This window comes from Halomonas sp. S3-1-1, from assembly GCF_023757625.1.
Classification (GTDB): Bacteria; Pseudomonadota; Gammaproteobacteria; order Pseudomonadales; family Halomonadaceae; genus Vreelandella.
In genome coordinates this window covers 297,043-314,242 of sequence record NZ_JALGBZ010000001.1, presented here as the reverse complement: position 1 = coordinate 314,242, position 17,200 = coordinate 297,043, and the positions used below count along the sequence as shown (strand labels likewise).

The window sequence follows — 17,200 nt, the reverse complement described above, 5'->3', positions numbered from 1 at the left end:
CGCCGTTTGAAAGGAGGCAAGGATGCCGCTGACCGCCAAGCAGCGCGAGCGCTTTAGAGCGCTTGCCGCCGAGATCGACGGTATCGATCTTGATGTGTACGCGCGCTTCGAGCGCGACCCGCTGGAGCCGATCATCGGCCTTGGCAAAGCTAATCTGCGCATCGGCTTTTTCGGCCGCGACCCGGGCCGGGAGGAAGTTCGCTATCAGGCACCCTTCATCGGCGCCGGCGGCCAGTTGGTGAGGAAGGCGCTCTACCGCCACCTTTACGGCGACGAGCTGCCGGATTTCGAGGCCTCACAAGCGGTGGGCGAGCACTTTTTCTGGATCAACACCGTGCCTTACAAGCCGGTTGGCAACAAGGCGTGGTCGATGAAGGTCAAGCGCCACTTTCATGATGTGATGAATGAGGTGCTGATCTCGCGCTGGGACGGCCAGCACCTGATCACCCTGGGGCGTGAAGCGTTTTTATGGTTCGGCATCGACCGCCCGAAGGCGGAGCGCGACCGGCTGGAGGCGTTCTGGAAAAGCGACGAGCGTTTTACGAACTCGATCGATGTCACGCTCGAAGACGCGCGGGGCGAGTCGCGCACCTTCACCCTGCACCCGCTGCCCCACCCCTCGCCGCTCAACCAGACCTGGTACACGCGCTTTCCCGGGCTTTTGAAAAAGCGGCTGGAGCAGCTGAACGTGCGCCCGGATAACCTGACGCTTTAAGCGCCCGGCCGGCCCAGCTCCGTGATCTCGACGATCTCGGTGAGCTTTTCCGCCAGCAGCGCCTGGGTGTGCGGGGCGTCATAGTGTGCCTCGAGCCCCGCCTTGCCTTCCCAACACTCCCAAAGCAGAAAATCCCCGGCTCGCGCCGTGTCTTCCAGCACCTGAAACTGATGGCAGGCGGGCTCCGTTTGGGTCACCGCCTCCAACTGGGAAAGCCTCTCCCGGGTCTCGCTCAACCGCTCGGGGTCGGTCGCCCGAATACGCGCACAAAGATAATAAGCTGCCATGTCGTTCTCCTTTGGAGTGGAGAGCGCATTCTGGCAATAAAGCCGCCGTACCTGTAGCGCCAGACGTTCAAAGCCGTTTTTCAGAAATGGAAAAGCGGCGAATACTTCGAGAGACTGATGACCTTATTCCTCTTGGACGAGTGGCCTCCGAGCGCCTCTTTAACGCGCTTGGCGCGGGCGGTAAACGCGTTTTGTAGAAAACCTACCGAGATCTCTAAAAATTTCATTAATTCTGGCAAGCTCGAGCTGTTCCGACTCGCTGACCTCCTCCCAATCGTACTTGGTGAATAGCTCGTTTCGTATCTGATCACAGGCGCTTGCTTTCGTCTCCGGTGCTTCGTACACGCTGACGTCGGTATCATAAGACCAGGAATACTCGTCAGGGTCATAGGTGTAGTAGCTCTTGACGAAGACGGGGCCTTTTCGTTCGTAAAGCCACGCGGGGCACATCACTTTGTCGCCCATGTTCGTAAAGCTTTTCTCATACATCACCAGCAATGGTAAAGGAGCCATTGCATGATGCTCCTGACTATTAGGGGGATAGATATACTGATTTTTCAGGGGATAGTCGACGGTGGAGTCCTTGGCAAAATGAGGTACATACGGCGATCTCTCCTCCAGGGCATAGGGGCTGTAGTACGCGGCCAGCCCGATACCCGCTACAGGAATCACCGCAAGAAATCTGCCCCAAATGCGACCCAATCGTTTTTCGATGAAGTAGGCCACTACTCCCATCAGCAGGGTTGCGATAAAAACGCACGTAACAAGAGTCAGCAACGCTCCCGTATCGAATCGCCACCCCAGAAAGCTCGTCCGCGCCAGGCCTTCTGCCGACGGATGATGTTCATGAACGTATAGATACAGCATCCAGCTAAAGAAGGTCACTCCCCCCCACGCGTAGAGTCGAGTGACGACAGGTAGTTTTTTCACCGTTTCTCCTTATTAAGCAGATTCTAAAAAACAAGGAGTTTATCGTATTACGTGAGGGGGTACATCAAGCCCTCCCACCGCTTGCACCGCGCAGCTTGCACCTTACTCTCATCGATTTACGCTCATCGATAGAACGGTGATCCTCACTCGGCTTCGAAGATGATGGGAAGTTCGAGGTTCTCTTCGCTGCACGCCTCTGCCGCGCGATACTCGATGAGGCGGAAATCGCCGTTCTCCCACTGCCAAGTGCGCTCGCCGCCACAGCCGCCGGCGCCGCGATCCTTGTACTGGTCGGTCAGCACACCGGTGTGTGGGTCGTAGCTCGGGTTATAAAGCAGATCGGTCCCCGTCCAGCTGCCATTGCGCCACTGGGCGAAAAGCAGCTTGCGCGGCGCGGTATCCTCAGCCTGATAGATCGCTTCATAGCTGGTTTGATAGGCGCCGGCAATGCACACGGCGAGCCATAAATCTCCGCTCGTGTCGCCTTCCACCGCGTAGTGCGCCGACGAAAGACGACGCCCGTCATCGACCGGCGGCGCGCAGGTATCGCTCACCATGGCCGCGATGTCATCGGGTAACACGTTTGCCTCATCAAGGGGCTCTTGCGCATTGACGGCGCCGATGCCAAGACTCAAGGCCACAACGACCCACCCGCTTAACGTGCGTAACTTCATGGCTTTCTCCTGTAGCGTGCTAAAAAAGCGCCGGCCATTGCCGACTTCCAATGCGTCAACGCATGATGATATCGATCAGTCATTTGCATCGCCTAAAGGCTCCCTCAGCCCAGTGGCGCCCGCATCTCGTCCACCATTACCTTCGCTAACGCCCCCACCGTACGCACCGCCGCTTCGATATCCGGCGTCAGGGTAAAGGCGTAGTTCAGCCGCAAACACTGACGAAACTTGCCGGAGGCGGAAAACAGCGACCCCGGGGCCACGTGCAGGTGGTGCTCGGCCAGGCGCTCGTTGAGGCGCACGCAGTCCACCGCGGCGGGCAGTTCCACCCAGAGCAGAAAGCCGCCCTGGGGGTAGCTAATGCCGGTGCCTGCCGGAAAGTAGCGCTGCACCCAGTCAATCATCACGTCGCGCTGGCGCTGATACTGGCGGATGACCGAGCGCAGGTGGCGATCGAAATGCCCTTTGGCGATAAAGGCCGCCACCGCCAGCTGCGGAAGCGTCGCCGAGGCGCCGGTGGAAACGTACTTCATGTGCAGTGCCTGATCGCGATAGCGCCCCGGCGCCAGCCAACCGACTCGGAGCCCGGGACAAAGGGTCTTGGAAAAACCGCTGCACAGCAGCACTCGGCCGTCGGTATCGAAAGACTTCACGGTCGGTGGGCGGGGCTGGGAAAACGCCAGATCGCCGTAGATATCGTCTTCGATGATCGCCACATCAAAGCGCTGAGCAAGCTGTACCAACGCGCGCTTTCGCTCGGCGGGCATGGTGTAGCCCAGCGGGTTGTTGAAGGTGGGAGTGATCTGTATCGCGCGAATCGGCCACTGCTCCAGCGCCAGCTCCAGCGCTTCCAGGCTGATGCCGGTTTGCGGGTCGGTGGGAATCTCGAGCGCTTTCAGGCTGCCGGCCTTAAGAATCTGCATAGTGCCGTAAAAGCTGGGGGAATCCACCGCTACCACGTCGCCGGGCTGGGTCAGGGTGCGAAGCGCGATGGAAAGCGCCTCCTGGCAGCCCGTGGTGATCAAAATATCGTCCGGGTGCAGCAGGCAGTTGGAGGCGACCGCCAGCTTGGCCACCTGCTGGCGAAGCTCCAGACTTCCGATGAGTTTATCGTAGTTGAAACCGCTGAGTTCGGCCGTGCGGTGCAGCCCGCCCAGAATTTTCGACAGCGGCTTGAGCGTAGCGTAGTCGAGATTGGGGACACCCCGGCCCAGCAGCAGCCGGTCGTCCTCATTTTGGGTGGCCACGAGCTCCAGCACCTGATTCCACTGGGAGACGTCCACCGGCCGCTGGGCCGGGCGCGACACCGAGGGCAGCACCCTGGGGGCGTGCCCCGCCAGCACGAAGTAGCCGGATTTGGGGCGCGACTCGATGAGTGCGGCGTCCATCAGCTGGCGATACGCTTCCTGGGCGGTCGAGATTCCCACCGCCATCTCCTGGCACACGGCGCGAATCGAAGGCAGCCGGTCACCCGGGCCATAAAGACCGTGCTCGATGCGCTCACGCAATACAGCGGCGACTCGTTCATAGCGTGTCACGGCGTTTCCCTCGATGGCACCTTACAGTTGATCGTCAAAACGACCGTACAGCGCTAAAATAACACCCACCTGTATGGTTAAAACAGTTATTTCTATATCTGTATGGCGGCGATTGCGCTGGGTAATCTGAAGGGGTCATCCACTGGAGAACGCCCATGCCCCGCTTCACGCTTGCTCGCTTTCGCGCCCGCCTGTACCGCTACTTCGAGCGACGGCGCAGCCGCCGCCAACTGCTGGCTCTCGACGACCGGCTTTTAAAGGATGTCGGCATCAGCCGCGCCCAGGTAAATCGAGAGAGCCGCCGGCGCTTCTGACCCTTTTCTCAACCCGCTCGCCAAGGAGTCACCATGAAAACCGCGACCTACCATCTTCTCGACGTGTTCACCGATACGCGCTTCGCCGGCAATCAGTTGGCAGTGTTTCTCGAAGCCGACGCGCTCGACACCGCGTCCATGCAAAGAGTCGCCCGCGAACTCAACCTGGCGGAGACGGTCTTTCTGGGGGCGGCAAGCGCGGCGAATCACTACCCCATGCGCATCTTCACGCCGGCCGAGGAGCTTGCGTTCGCCGGCCACCCGACCGTGGGGACCGCTTGGCTTCTGAACGAGCTAGGGCTGTTTGATGGCAAGCATCCGCTGGTGCTCGAGCCGCCGGTGGGCGAGCTCGTCGTCGAACTCGAAGACGGCAAGGCGACCTTTACCACCGCCCGCCCCGCCTGCGTGAGCGAAAGCCCGCTGGATGGCCCCGCGGCGGCGGCGCTTCTGGGGCTCGACGCGCACCAGGTCGTCGGCACGCCGGTGCTCGCCTCCTGTGGGCTGGCGTATCATTTGATCGAACTGGCAACGCCGGAGGCGCTGGCACAGCTGCACCTCTCGGCTGCCGACTGGGGCCGCCTGGTGACGCCCAGCGGCGCCGAACAGATCTACCTCTACGCTCTCGAGGCCTCGAGCGGCGATAGCGCCAGGCTTCAAACCCGCATGTTCTGCCGCGAACACGGCTTGTGCGAAGACGCCGCCACCGGCAGCGCCGCCGCGGCGCTCACCGGCTACCTGGCACGCCGAAGCGAGACACGACAGTGCATCATTCATCAGGGCGTGGAGATGGGCCGGCCCAGCGTGATCGAAACCGCCATGGCCGGCGAACTGATTAGCGTCGGCGGCCGCGCGGTGCGGGTAGGCAAAGGCGAGATCTACGTTGAATAAGCCGCTGGCCCCGACACGCTGCTTTCTTTTTCAGCCAACGTCTCAGGCCGGCTTGCGACGATACAGCAGCGCTAGCGACACGCAGCAAAGCGCCGCTACGGCCAGGTCGAACGTTAGCGCCGTGACCTTCAGGCTGGCCACGCTACTCATGAGCCCGATGCCCACCACCGGCAGCGAGATCGCCACATAAGCGATGACGAAAAAGGTGGAGACCACCGCTGAGCGATCCTTCGAGGTGCTGGCCGCCGAGACTGCGCCGAGCCCGGCGCGAAAGGCGATGCCTTGGCCGATACCGGCGACCACCGCCCCCAGCATGAACCCGGCGAGCTGTTCCTCGACCATGCCCCAGGCCACGATCAGCACGCCGGCCAGCAGCACCGCGCAGCCGCTGGGCAGGCGCGACGTTTCGGGCAGGCGCCCCTGCATCATTTGACCCACTGTGGAGGCGATGAACACCAGCCCCGCCACGAGCCCCACCAACGCCGGATGGGTATAGTCCAGCACCTGGCCGAGAAACGCCGGCGAAGCGGCGGTATAAAAGCCGCACACCATGAAGCCGGCAAAGGCAGCGATGGCCGCCGGAATGAACACCGGACGCACCGCCGCCGGAACGCCGGGCTTTTGCACGCTTAGCCGAGGCCGCGCCGGGCGCTCGACCGTTTCCGGCGCGCGCCAGATACAGGCAACGGCCACCAGCACCAGCACGAAATGAGCGCCGAACGGCACGACCATTGGCGCGGCGAAAAGGGAGGCCTGCGACCCGGCCACCATGGGCCCGAGCCCCAGCCCGCCCATGTTGGCGGCGGTGGCCACCAGCGTGCCGGCGCGCTGCCAGCCCGGCGGGGTCAGCTCCATCACCGCAAGCGTAGCCGTTGCGGTGAAGATACCCGCCGACAGCCCGGACAACACGCGCCCCGCCAGCAGCGCCCCCACGCCGTCAGCCTGCAAAAAGACCACATCGCTGATCGCCGACAGCGCCAGCCCCGCCAAAAGCATCGGCCGCCGCCCCAACTGATCCGACCAGCGCCCGGCGATCAGCAGCGCCGCGATCACCCCCGCCGCGTAGACGGCGAAAATCACCGTGACCATCAGTTGCGAAAAGCCCATCGTCTGCTGATACATGGGGTAGAGCGGCGTAGGCAGCGTGGTGCCCATCATGGTGGTCAGAAACGCCAGGGCGGCGCCGAGAAAGATAGCGATGCGATGCGGCGCTGCCGCGGAGGAAACACTCATGGACATCCTTGCCAATCAAGCGCCCCGCCGCGTGGCCGGCGGGGCTGAACGCTCTTTAGCGTAGACTAAATGAGTCAGCGCTTCGCGCCACAGACCATGTTGCCAACATCAGGATTTGCTTCGATCAGGAATCAGGCTCGATACACCTCGGGGGATAAACGTACCTTTACCAGCGCTACCCACCGGGCGGCCATTTTCTGCAACTATCTCACCATTAGAAATTACGGTGACGGGATAGCCTTTCAGCTCCATGCCCTCGTAAGGTGTGTAGTCACAGTTATGGTTAAGCATGGATTGCGAGAGCGTGATGCGCTTCTCAGGATCCCAGAGTGCAATATCAGCGTCCGATCCGATGGCGATGGTGCCCTTGCGGGGATACATTCCATACACCTTGGCATGATTCGTCGCCGACAAGGCAACAAATTGGTTCAGGCTGATACGCCCTTCGCTGACACCTTTGCCAAAGAGTATTGGGAGACGCGTTTCAACGCCGGGAATCCCGTTGGGCACATATTTGAAGCTGGCATCCGAGCCCGCCTTTTTTTTGCCGGTCTCGCTTTCATAGATGAACGGGCAGTGATCTGACGTGAAAGTCGAAAAAACGTCTCTGGATAGCGCATCCCAACAAGCTTTTTGATTAGCCTTGTCTCGGGGCGGCGGGCTGCATACGTACTTGCTCCCTTCCATGTTGGCTTTATCAAGATCGTCTGCGGTTAGCGTGAGATACTGCGGACACGTTTCGGCGTAGATGGGCAGGCCACGACGCTTGGCCCACTCAATCTGCTCGATCACATCCCCACCGGAAACGTGAACGACGAACAGAGGGACATCCACAAGTTCGGCAAAACTGATCGCGCGATGGGTCGCTTCGCGTTCGACCACGATAGGTCGAGATTCGGCATGGCCGCGCGGGCCGTTCTGGCCAGCTTTTTCAAGACGCTCGGTCATCTGTTGGATCGCGTCGAAATTCTCCGCGTGAACCATGGTCAGCGCACCTTCACGCCGCGTTGCCTCCATGACCTTGAATATCTCGGCATCGTTCAACGCCATATCCTGGTAAGTCATGAAAATCTTGACCGACGAGACTCCCTCTTGAACTACTTGGGGTAAATCCTGCTCGAGCGCCTGAACGGTCGGGTCGGTAATGATGGCGTGCAGCGCATAGTCGATATAGCACTTGTCCGCCGCACGCTGATGGTGCGCCTTGACCGACTCAAGCAGTGATGCTCCCCGCTCTTGAAGCGAGAAGGCGATGACCGTCGTATTACCACCACAGGCCGCCGAACGGGTTCCAGACTCGAAATCGTCCGCCATGACGCTGCCATCACTTGTCGGTTGAGCCAGATGAACGTGGCTGTCGATACCGCCTGGCATGACCAGCAAACCGGTCGCATCGATTTCGCGCTCGGCCGAATCCAACGACTCCGCTAAAGCCACTATCTTGCCGTTTCGAATCCCCACATCACAGCGCATGGTATCGCTTGCGGTGACCACGGTTCCGTTACGGATGATCAAATCGAATCCAGTCATGAAAAAGTGCCTTTACTAGTGAAATAAGCGCTTTGAGCCAGTGAGTGTCCTATCGCTACTCGGTCAACGAACCGTTATGCCTTTCGGGCAAGGTACTTCAGCCATCCACCCTCATCGGTAATATCCACCACGCCTTCAGCATCGATTTCCTCAGCTCGCATCTTCATGCTCAACGAACCACTACCGTCTTCCATTTCGATAACTCCCAGCTCCAGTTCGGAGGGTTCGTTAGGGAGTAATGAATCCCGAAGTTGTGCGTAAGTCACTTCGTAAAGCTCCCCCGGAATCGATTGTCCACCTTGCTCGACAGACCATAGGCCCGGAAACTCATCACGTACAGAGTAAAAGCGGTACTTGGCAGCGGTACTGATAGCTCCAAGAAACTTCGCATCCTTTAACGCAAAATTGATGCTGCCACCCGACATTGCCTGTCCATTGACGAACATACGTACTGTTTTGGATTGCTCGCTCATGCAAATTTCCTCTTCGTTTAGTGTCAATGACGCTCGTTGATAATGAGATAACCGCCTGCCAAGGCGACGATCCCCGCCCCAATAAACGTGGCTTTTGTGGGATAGTCGCCGAAAAACCAGTAGCCAATGAAAGTGGCCCATATTAGCTGCGAATATAAAAAGGGAGAGACCAGCGACGCTGACGCCGAGCGCATGGCTTCGATCAACGCAAAATGACTTAATGCCCCTAGCACTCCGATCAGGATGAACAAAGCGATATCCTGATGCTGAATGGGCACCCAAAAAAAAGGCACCGCCAGTGTGCATACGACGCCTCCGGCAGCGGCGGTATAAAGCAGAGAGATCAGTGCTGAATCCTGGGCGGCAAAATACCGTGTCGCCAATTGATAAAGCGCAAAGCAGAAAGCCATGGCTACGGGTAGTAAAAGCTCACTGCTTAAACCACCCACGTCGGGTTGAACGGCGATCAACACGCCCGAAAATCCACCCACAACCGCCAGAATTCGTTTAAAGCCAACGCGTTCGTTCAAAAGCGGTATCGCCAATAGCGTGACGATTAGCGGCGAACTGAAATTGACGACATAGACTTGCGTAAGCGGCAGCACACGAACAGACAGATAGGCAAATATCGTAGCACCGAGCAGCAGTAGTCCTCGCCCTAACTGCCCCCAAGGTGCCTGACTTGCAAGATCGGTACGGTTAAGTCGCCCCATCAAGGCAAGCAACAGCACCAGTACGACCAAATGTACGCTGTAGCGTGACCACGCCAGCTGTACAGGGGAGTAGCGATCACCCAAGTATTTGGCTAACGAGTCCATCGCAACGAACAGTGCCGCGGCCGCCAGCATGCATGCAATGCCACGAAGCGGGCGCTGCGTGGCAGCAATTACTGCCGTCACGAGATATTCTTCCCTTCAAAGCGCTCCAAAGAAAAAGGCGCGAGATTCCAATCGCTTTTTCCACGCGTGATCATATCCGCCGTGATCTGACCCACCAGTGGCCCCAAAGTAAAACCATTGGACGTCACTGCATTGTAAAAACCGGGAAGTTGGGGTGCCTCTCCCAGAATCGGTGCACCATCGATATTGATATTGATCGCCGCCCAGCTACGCAGTACACGCAACTGGTCCAAGGCCGGGAGCACGTGTCGCGCCACCCACAAGTTGCCTTCGATACTATCGAGCAACGGACGCTGATATCCAAAAGGAATGCTGAGACCCGCAGGCCAGCCGCCGCCGATAATGACATTGCCGTTCGCCGCCTGCTTGAGCGTTAGGTGTCGGTCGGCGTGTGCAAGAAGCACATCCACGACCGGCTCCGCCGCTTCGGTGACAATCATTTGCAAAGGCGCCGCATGTACCGGAACGTTTATTCCCGCCAACTTGCCTATGTCGCCCGCCCAAGCACCGGCCGCATTGACAACCCGAGAAGCGCGATAGATACGCCCGCTTTGGGTTCCGATCTGCCATTTCCCGTTGACTCGCTCAATCGTCTGTACCGCCTCGCCGGTGTAAAAGTGCGCTCCGGCCAAAGTTGCCGCCCGGACCAGAGCCGGTGTCGCCAACAAAGGATTGATCTTGCCCTCCTCAGCGCACCACGCACCACCGATCACGGCCTCTGAAATAGCGGGCAGTTTGCGCTCGACATCAGCACGCTCAATGATCCGGGTATCGATACCCAGCGAGCGTTCGAGCGCCGCTTTACGTTCCAGAAAACGCAGCTGTGTTTCGTTTTCCGCCACCATGAGGCCGCCGCTGCGTTTGAATTCGATGTCCTCGTCGAGCTCACCGGCCAACGTTTCCCAAAGCGAGGCACTCGCCTGTTGCAGTGGTAGCGTGCTGGCGGCAGGCCCGCCGCCGCCTTCGGCCTTTGTCCCGAAATCGAACGACAGCAATTGAACGTGCAGACTGCCCGCGTTACCGCCCGAGGCTTCGCCATTAGGCAATCCGCGATCCAGCACCGCTACCTCAACGCCCTGACGGGCAAGGGACATCGCGGTTGAACTTCCCGCCACACCAGCACCGATCACCAGTACATCGACCTCGATGGCCGGCTGTGAGGTGTCAATCTCATGATGACCCGATGCACTCGGCGTCTCTACGCGTCGGTGTCCGGCCCACTCGCCCTTCTCGATGGCCAGAGCACCAATGGCAACAGGCTTGATTGGATTCTGCGGAGCCGGCAGGTCGAATTGGCTACCTTGTCTATCGCTGGCGATAAGAAGACTGACCGTCGCGGCGCAGTACCGCCCTTGGCAACGCCCCATGCCGGCTCGAGTCTGGCGCTTGATAGAGGCCACATCACTACAGGCTTCGCGCCCGGCAAGAATATCGCCGGCCGTAATACCTTCGCAGCGACAAACGACCGTCTCGTCGGTAAGCCCCGCCAACGGCTTCAAGGGAGAGGCAAAGGCACTCCAAAGTGCTTTTTGAAAACGTCGATGCTTTCGCTGTTGCGCATGCCAGCTCGCAAGGTCTGCGCTCACCTTATAGCCACAGTGTTTGGCGGCGGCAGCTCCCGCCAGTGCGCCTTGGGCAAGCGCCAACTGAGCACCACCAAAGCCACCCGCCTCACCGGCGATGAAAACGCCGGGTACATTGCAGCTACCGTCTTCCGCCCTATCTGCCGAAAGCACTTTGGTAACAGAGGCCATGGCGGGCGCATAGAAATGCTCGACACCCATCAGCCGACCAATTTCGGCCTGCGGTTGAAAACCGTATCCAAGACCTATCGCTTTCACCTGAAGGCGTCGGGTCGATTCGCCAAGCTCCCCCGTCGAGGTGACGGGGGCTATAACCACGCTTTCGACCCCGCCATCCCCTTCGATCGCCGCGACCGTGTAGCCGTCGAAGATGGGGACACGGGCTCGTTTGAGCGTCAGCAGGTAGCCAAGCCCAGCACCTATCAACGCGGGCGCGTGACGCGTCGCTTGACCCGTTTGAGCAAGCGCGGTTAGGGAAGTGAGGCTAGCACTTTCCACCACGCCCGCCACCTCGACCCCGGCAGAAACCAACTCTGCAGCGACCTGCAGATTAAGCGGACCGTTACCAGCGATCAGCACGGGCCCAGGGGGCGCCGTTCGGTAGGAACGCAGCAGGGTTTGCAACCCTCCCGTGGTCATGACGCCGGGCAGTGTCCAGCCAGGCACAGGATATGGCCGTTCAGTGGCACCGGTCGCTATAACAACGGCCCGGGGCTCGATAATCATAGCGACACCTTCTCGTTCAACGCCGATCTTTATCTGGTCGGGATGCTCTCGAAACGCGCCCCAAACGAGCGTGTTATGCCAAGGCTTTACATCAGCCTTTACTAGCGTCTCTATCAGCGAGCGACCTGCCTGCATTTGTTTATCGGGTGCGATGCCTTTTGCCGTTGTATAGGCCGATGAGAGCTGCTTGAAATACTGGCCACCAAGGCTTGCGCGCTCATCGATCAAAAGAACATCTGCGCTGGTCTGTCGGGCCGAGAGCGCCGCTTGCAGACCGGCGGGGCCTGCGCCGATGACCAGCACATCGGTCGTCACGCGCTCGTGCGAAGTTTTGAAGGATGCCGGCTCGGCTGGCTCGTAAGCCAAGGGGCTTTTGTAGGGATGATGCTTGACCACCAGCCCTTGCTGAACCGGTGTCATGCACGCACGCACGCCATGACGCCCGTCCACGTTGACCAGGCACTCGAAACACGCCCCCATACCGCAGTAGTGACCGTGCTTACCACCCAAGCGACCCTCGCGCTGAGACAAATGGCCGGTACCCACGAGTGCCGAAGCCAGGCTCTGGCCCTCCAGAGCACTTAGCTGTTCACCTTCGAATGTGAAGGTAACCTCTGGTGCCTTCTTAACGACCTTTCGTCCCAGCGCGTCCATATCAGTCCCTACTTCAGCGAAAGAGTGCTAACGATGCGATCTGCCCACGCCTTGTCTTCGGCGGGCGAAGGAAGCCGTGGCGGGCGAGGGTGACCAACGCTTTTGCCCATCGACTCAAGTAACGCCTTGGTACCCGATACATAGCGATGGCCAAAGACGAAATCGATAACGGGAAGGATACGGTGGTACACCTCCCGGGCGCGATCCAGATCCTTTTCCACGACTGTTGCCGTATAAAGGTCAGCGAATTCGGCAGGCATCACATTGGAGCCCACCGCTACCCAGCCGATCGCGCCTTCCACGTAAGACTCGAAGCCCAGCACGCCGCCGAACACGCCGATCTTGTCACCGCAGAGTCTTAGGATGTCGCGCACTCGAGTTATCTCGAGCGTGGACTCCTTGATATATGACACGTTCTCGATCTCGGCGAGTCGGGCAACCGTTTCAGGCTGCATATCCACATTCGCCGCGTTGGGGTTGTTGTAGATCATGATCGGCAGAGAAACGGCATCCGACACCTGCTTGTAATGATGGTAAAGCTCGTCTTCCGTCGGACAGCTATAGAAAGGCGGGATAATCATCAAGCCATCGGCACCCAGCTCTTCGGCCTCGCGGCTATAACGAACAACATCATTCGTGTTTTCCGCCCCGGTGCCCACCAGTACCGGCACGCGGCCAGCGGTCTGATCGATGACGGTCTTGGCCACCAAGCGGCGCTCTTCATCCGTCATCGAGAGAAACTCCCCGGTACTACCGAGAGGAATTAAGCCATGGATACCCTGCTCGATTTGCCAATCAATAAACGAGCGTAATCTTTCGACATCTACATTCAAATCGTTATCGAACGGTGTGATAAGCACACTATAAGTACCAGCGAACTGCGACATTTGGATCTCCGGCTCAACGTTAACGGGTTCTAAAGAAATCAGGTAAGGCGGTTACGATATAAGGCACATAGGTCACTAGTAGGAGCACGGCGATCATGAAGCTCAGCGGCAGAATGATCTTTGAAGCCACACGCATGATTGGACGCTGGGCGATACTGCTAGCCACGAATAACGTAATGCCATAGGGAGGCGTGACCATTCCGATAGAAAGGTTGATGATGATGACGATCCCTAAATGCAGTGGGTCGATGCCATAGCTCTGAGCCACCGGCATGAGTACCGGTACCAAAATCAGTATCGCGGCAATACTTTCCATGAACATTCCGATAAAGATCAGACCGACATTGAGCATGGCCAGAAAGATCAGAGGGTTATCAGAGACGGACTGCAGAAACTCTACTAGTAGTTGAGGCACACCCTCCCGAGCCACCAGCCAGGAAAAGATGTTGGCCACGGCGATAATCATCATCACGGACGCAGAGATGCTGGCTGCCCGCAATATCAGTCCGGGCAAATCGCGCAGCTTCAACTCACGATAGATCAGAAGCCCTACCAGCAGCCCCGTCGCCACGGCCACCGAGGCCGCTTCAGTCGGAGTAAAGACGCCACCAATGATCCCGCCGATGATGATCAACGGCATCAGAAACGCCGGAATGGCCTTAAGCGCTGTGCTACCCAGTTCGCGAAGAGAGAAAGGCTGTACTTGGCTATAAACGCCGCCGTGACGACGAGCATGGAAATAGCCCGCCAGCAATAGACCGAGAGCCATTAGAAAGCCAGGTACTACGCCTGCGATGAACATATCGCCTACGGAAACGTTACCCACCGATGCCAGAACGATCATCATGATAGAGGGCGGTATAACCGGTCCGAGAGAGCCCGCCGCCGCCATCAATCCGGCAGCGAAATCGATATCGTAACGGCGTTTTCTCATTTCGGGCAGCATGAGTGACGCAGTCGCGGCCGTATCGGCAGACCCTGATCCCGAGACGGCAGCAAGTCCTGTACCAGAGACGACGGAAACCAGCAGCAGAGAGCCACGAATCCAGCCCACCAGGGCGGTCGCGAAGTCGATCATACGTTTAGCAATGCCGCCCCGCTCCATCAACAGCCCAGACAGAACGAAAAAGGGAATTGCCATGATGGTAAAACTATCCAGCCCAGCGAACAGGCGCTGTGAAATTATACTGCTGGGAATTCCCTCTCCCATCAACACCAAACTAGCGGATACCCCCATGGTGAAAACAATGGGAGCGCCCAGGATCAAAAGCACCAGGAATAACAAAATGACCGTTATCATGACGTGGCGCCCTCTTTATCTTTCTCAGCATTATCGATTGATGTTTTGAAGAAAATTTTCTTTAAATAGGCGATCAAGAACTCGAGGAAGAAATAGCCAAGCCCTACAGGCAGAGAAAGATAGGGAATCCACATGGGGATCCCTAGCGCCGAAGAAGTTTGCATTTGGCCGATTTGCAATAGCCGCTGACTACCTAAAATGGCTAACCACAAGAACCAACTTCCCAGCACCAGTATCAATAGCGCGGTAACGCGCTTGAGAATGTCCGGCAAGGCTTCGTATAAAATATCGACGCCGATGTGAAGCCGTTCACGCATGGCCAGTCCGGCGGCCAAAAAGATGACCCATATCTGAGCGAAAGTAGCCGATTCCGCCGCACCTGCGATGGAAAAGTCGAAAATATATCGGCCCGCTACAAGCGTTAATATCGCAATGACCATATAGGCAAATAAAACGATGACACACGTCGATATCAATAGCCGGACACACTGGAGCAGACGCTCTGCCCATTGCACTATGGGGGTCATAATTCATTCCCGATACGCAGGGCTATTCAAACGAATAATGAATAGCCCTTTATGGGTTAACGTAATTGCTCGATTTCATCCAAGAGTTCTTGTTTTTGGTCCGTATCGACAAACTCGTCATAGACCGCTTGAGATCTCTCGCGGAAAGGTGCCAAGTCGGGCTGAGTGAACTCGACACCCGCGCTCAAAAGCTCCTCGCGAATACGCGCATCCATATCCGCATATACCTGGCGCTCATACTCTGCAGACTCTTGACCAGCTACTAACAAGGCTTGCTGCACGTTTTCAGGCAAACTCTGGAAGCGCTGTTCAGACATCACGAGGTCCGCCACTAGTGTTGTCCAGCTCACTTCAGCAAGATACGGGGCCACTTCATAAAAGCGCTGTGCCTGATAGTTGGTAAAAGCCGCTTCGGCGCCGTCTACTACGCCCGATTCCAGCGCGGCATAGAGTTCGCTGTAGGCCAGTGGTGTCGCATTAGCACCGAACTCGTTGAATGCGGCCACATGCGCCGGAATCTGCATGGTCCGAATGCTCTGGCGGTCCAGATCTTCGATACTGTTGACCGGCGCTTGGGTCACGATATGGCGAACCCCTGCCTCGTAAAAACCCAGTAGACGAAAGCCATTTTCCTGCATTGATGAGGCCAAACGGTTCCCTACTTCACCGTCCAATACCTCGTACATATGCTGACGGTCGTCAAACAGAAACGGTAGATCGAAAAGTGACAGTTCAGAGACAAAGTTGGTCAGTACACCATTGGTAGGTACAGCGATATCAAGCGTGTTCATGAGAACACCTTCAATCATCTCACGCTCATTACCCAACTGGTTATTGGGGAATATTTGCACAGTGACATCACCATTGGTTTCCCGCTCGACAACCTCGGCGAACTTCTCCAACCCTTTCTGATAGGGCTCACTAAGGTTGGCCGAATGACCCGCCGTTAGCGTCAAGGTCTCAGCCCAGGAAAGAGTTGAGCAAGTCACAGTAAACAAAGCAATTCCAAACGCTATAGAGTTTTTCATAATTGTTCCTCTTTGAAGTTATTATTCATTTGTAGACCAGTGGTATACCAGCTGTCAACCTTTGATTCTTACAAGAGATATTTACTCCATTGCATCAAAAAGTGGCTTTAAGAATTAATTTGCACAGATCTTGTGCACAAATACGTTTAATTAACGATCAGAAAGTTATTTAGCCTTCCAAGGCTTTGAATTGGGTAGTGCAACGGCCTACTAAACAAAGGTATAACGCACCAAATTTGAGCCTCAAATATAAAGTGAAATTAGATTGCTTCGAATATATTCTTCCTGGTTTCACGTAAATGAAGCTGCATCGCTTGTCGCGCCTTATCAGAATCACCCGTCACGATGGCCTCAATGATCGCCAAGTGAGCATCGTAGCCTGGGAAAGAACGAGCTGGCAGGGTCTGGTTCTCAAAAATCTGAGTCGTTTTCCTGAGTTCCGATATAATTTTGAACAACACCTCATTTCCCGTTGCCTGCGCAATGCCCATATGAAGTGTTTGGTCGAATTCCCATTGTTGCTTGAGACCGGCCTGTTTCGAGTGCCTGATAGCATCGAGCTTTTTTGCCCACTCGGTGATCATCGGTGTACCGAACTTGGTCGCCGCCAAGGAAGCCGCTTCGGGCTCCAATAGCTCTCTAACCTGCAGTGCTGCTACATATTCATTGATCGCGATCTTTTTAACGCCAATCGTGCGCGCATTCAGCCTTATTAGCCACCCTTCCGCTTCCAGTCGTCGCAACGCCTCACGTACAGGTGTGCGTGACATATCCAACTCATCCGCCAAGCGTCTCTCCTGGATAATATCGCCACCCGAGAGCTCGCGCGCGAGAATCATGCGCATGATAGCTTCATAGGCCACGCTGGATAGGCCACCCTTTTCAGTTCGCTCGCCATGCTCGCTATCGTTCAATGCTAGAAACACTCATTATTCCTCTATTCGCAATATCGTCCGCTATCCAATGTATATTTTAGCGAACCCCGGAGAAACCATCACCGATACCATTGTTCTA

17 protein-coding genes are annotated in these 17,200 nt (G+C 57.2%); 3 read left to right on the top strand and 14 right to left on the bottom strand.

Translation table 11 applies throughout. The features are described from left to right. Positions 1-22: 22 nt before the first annotated feature. Entirely contained in the window at positions 23-715 is a 693-nt protein-coding gene (locus tag MQW23_RS01585) for a uracil-DNA glycosylase family protein (RefSeq protein WP_252106068.1), read from the top strand. Here the strand turns inward: MQW23_RS01585 and MQW23_RS01580 are convergent. The 4 genes from MQW23_RS01580 to MQW23_RS01565 form a co-directional block, all read right to left on the bottom strand. Then, complete coding sequence (locus MQW23_RS01580; RefSeq protein WP_252106067.1) at positions 712-1,002, bottom strand: putative quinol monooxygenase; 291 nt, start codon at positions 1,000-1,002, stop codon at positions 712-714. The two genes, MQW23_RS01585 and MQW23_RS01580, sit on opposite strands and share 4 nt — an antisense overlap. A 159-nt stretch (positions 1,003-1,161) precedes the next feature. Further along, a complete protein-coding gene (locus MQW23_RS01575; RefSeq protein ID WP_252106066.1) occupies positions 1,162-1,932 on the bottom strand; it encodes a hypothetical protein in 771 nt (256 codons plus the stop codon). A gap of 143 nt (positions 1,933-2,075) precedes the next feature. Further along, entirely contained in the window at positions 2,076-2,606 is a 531-nt protein-coding gene (locus MQW23_RS01570) for a DUF1176 domain-containing protein (protein ID WP_252106065.1), read from the bottom strand. Positions 2,607-2,710: 104 nt separating this feature from the next. Then, positions 2,711-4,144, bottom strand: a complete 1,434-nt coding sequence (locus tag MQW23_RS01565; RefSeq protein ID WP_252106064.1) for an aminotransferase-like domain-containing protein — start codon at positions 4,142-4,144, stop codon at positions 2,711-2,713. Positions 4,145-4,299: 155 nt separating this feature from the next. Between MQW23_RS01565 and MQW23_RS01560 the strand changes: the two genes are divergently transcribed. Both MQW23_RS01560 and MQW23_RS01555 read left to right on the top strand, forming a co-directional pair. After that, positions 4,300-4,458: a DUF1127 domain-containing protein gene (locus tag MQW23_RS01560; protein ID WP_252106063.1), complete on the top strand. Its 159-nt coding sequence runs from the start codon at positions 4,300-4,302 to the stop codon at positions 4,456-4,458. A 33-nt stretch (positions 4,459-4,491) separates the two neighbouring features. Continuing rightward, positions 4,492-5,346, top strand: coding sequence for a PhzF family phenazine biosynthesis protein (locus tag MQW23_RS01555; protein ID WP_252106062.1), 855 nt, complete (start codon positions 4,492-4,494; stop codon positions 5,344-5,346). Positions 5,347-5,388: 42 nt separating this feature from the next. Here the strand turns inward: MQW23_RS01555 and MQW23_RS01550 are convergent, their stop codons facing one another. From MQW23_RS01550 to MQW23_RS01505, 10 genes are all read right to left on the bottom strand, one after another. Next, on the bottom strand, positions 5,389-6,579 hold the full coding sequence (locus MQW23_RS01550) for an MFS transporter (RefSeq protein WP_252106061.1): 1,191 nt from the start codon (positions 6,577-6,579) through the stop codon (positions 5,389-5,391). 108 nt (positions 6,580-6,687) lie between these two features. Next, complete coding sequence (gene hydA / locus MQW23_RS01545; protein WP_252106060.1) at positions 6,688-8,109, bottom strand: dihydropyrimidinase; 1,422 nt, start codon at positions 8,107-8,109, stop codon at positions 6,688-6,690. 74 nt (positions 8,110-8,183) lie between these two features. Then, the gene (locus MQW23_RS01540) at positions 8,184-8,582 is read right to left on the bottom strand and encodes an allophanate hydrolase-related protein (RefSeq protein WP_252106059.1); all 399 of its coding nucleotides are present in this window, start codon (positions 8,580-8,582) and stop codon (positions 8,184-8,186) included. 23 nt (positions 8,583-8,605) lie between these two features. Continuing rightward, complete coding sequence (locus MQW23_RS19500) at positions 8,606-9,481, bottom strand: DMT family transporter (RefSeq protein ID WP_252106058.1); 876 nt, start codon at positions 9,479-9,481, stop codon at positions 8,606-8,608. After that, positions 9,478-12,444, bottom strand: coding sequence for an FAD-dependent oxidoreductase (locus MQW23_RS01530; protein WP_252106057.1), 2,967 nt, complete (start codon positions 12,442-12,444; stop codon positions 9,478-9,480). Before MQW23_RS01530 ends, MQW23_RS19500 begins: the two co-directional genes overlap by 4 nt. Positions 12,445-12,452: 8 nt before the next feature. Then, positions 12,453-13,331: a 4-hydroxy-tetrahydrodipicolinate synthase gene (gene dapA, locus MQW23_RS01525; protein ID WP_252106056.1), complete on the bottom strand. Its 879-nt coding sequence runs from the start codon at positions 13,329-13,331 to the stop codon at positions 12,453-12,455. A 19-nt stretch (positions 13,332-13,350) separates the two neighbouring features. After that, the gene (locus MQW23_RS01520; protein ID WP_252106055.1) at positions 13,351-14,631 is read right to left on the bottom strand and encodes a TRAP transporter large permease; all 1,281 of its coding nucleotides are present in this window, start codon (positions 14,629-14,631) and stop codon (positions 13,351-13,353) included. Then, complete coding sequence (locus tag MQW23_RS01515) at positions 14,628-15,158, bottom strand: TRAP transporter small permease (protein WP_252106054.1); 531 nt, start codon at positions 15,156-15,158, stop codon at positions 14,628-14,630. Before MQW23_RS01515 ends, MQW23_RS01520 begins: the two co-directional genes overlap by 4 nt. Positions 15,159-15,214: 56 nt before the next feature. Beyond that, complete coding sequence (locus MQW23_RS01510) at positions 15,215-16,186, bottom strand: TRAP transporter substrate-binding protein (protein ID WP_252106053.1); 972 nt, start codon at positions 16,184-16,186, stop codon at positions 15,215-15,217. Between the two features lie 260 nt (positions 16,187-16,446). Then, entirely contained in the window at positions 16,447-17,112 is a 666-nt protein-coding gene (locus MQW23_RS01505; RefSeq protein ID WP_252106052.1) for a GntR family transcriptional regulator, read from the bottom strand. Positions 17,113-17,200 lie beyond the last annotated feature (88 nt).

What these genes read in the sequence shown, in the direction of transcription:
- MQW23_RS01530 (WP_252106057.1), bottom strand. Translation starts at nt 12,444, where the DNA reads ATGGACGCGCTGGGACGAAAGGTCGTTAAGAAGGCACCAGAGGTTACC.
- MQW23_RS01555 (WP_252106062.1), top strand. Translation starts at nt 4,492, where the DNA reads ATGAAAACCGCGACCTACCATCTTCTCGACGTGTTCACCGATACGCGC.
- MQW23_RS01570 (WP_252106065.1), bottom strand. Translation starts at nt 2,606, where the DNA reads ATGAAGTTACGCACGTTAAGCGGGTGGGTCGTTGTGGCCTTGAGTCTT.
- MQW23_RS01515 (WP_252106054.1), bottom strand. Translation starts at nt 15,158, where the DNA reads ATGACCCCCATAGTGCAATGGGCAGAGCGTCTGCTCCAGTGTGTCCGG.
- dapA (WP_252106056.1), bottom strand. Translation starts at nt 13,331, where the DNA reads ATGTCGCAGTTCGCTGGTACTTATAGTGTGCTTATCACACCGTTCGAT.
- MQW23_RS01550 (WP_252106061.1), bottom strand. Translation starts at nt 6,579, where the DNA reads ATGAGTGTTTCCTCCGCGGCAGCGCCGCATCGCATCGCTATCTTTCTC.
- MQW23_RS01520 (WP_252106055.1), bottom strand. Translation starts at nt 14,631, where the DNA reads ATGATAACGGTCATTTTGTTATTCCTGGTGCTTTTGATCCTGGGCGCT.
- hydA (WP_252106060.1), bottom strand. Translation starts at nt 8,109, where the DNA reads ATGACTGGATTCGATTTGATCATCCGTAACGGAACCGTGGTCACCGCA.
- MQW23_RS01510 (WP_252106053.1), bottom strand. Translation starts at nt 16,186, where the DNA reads ATGAAAAACTCTATAGCGTTTGGAATTGCTTTGTTTACTGTGACTTGC.
- MQW23_RS01585 (WP_252106068.1), top strand. Translation starts at nt 23, where the DNA reads ATGCCGCTGACCGCCAAGCAGCGCGAGCGCTTTAGAGCGCTTGCCGCC.
- MQW23_RS01560 (WP_252106063.1), top strand. Translation starts at nt 4,300, where the DNA reads ATGCCCCGCTTCACGCTTGCTCGCTTTCGCGCCCGCCTGTACCGCTAC.
- MQW23_RS01540 (WP_252106059.1), bottom strand. Translation starts at nt 8,582, where the DNA reads ATGAGCGAGCAATCCAAAACAGTACGTATGTTCGTCAATGGACAGGCA.
- MQW23_RS01580 (WP_252106067.1), bottom strand. Translation starts at nt 1,002, where the DNA reads ATGGCAGCTTATTATCTTTGTGCGCGTATTCGGGCGACCGACCCCGAG.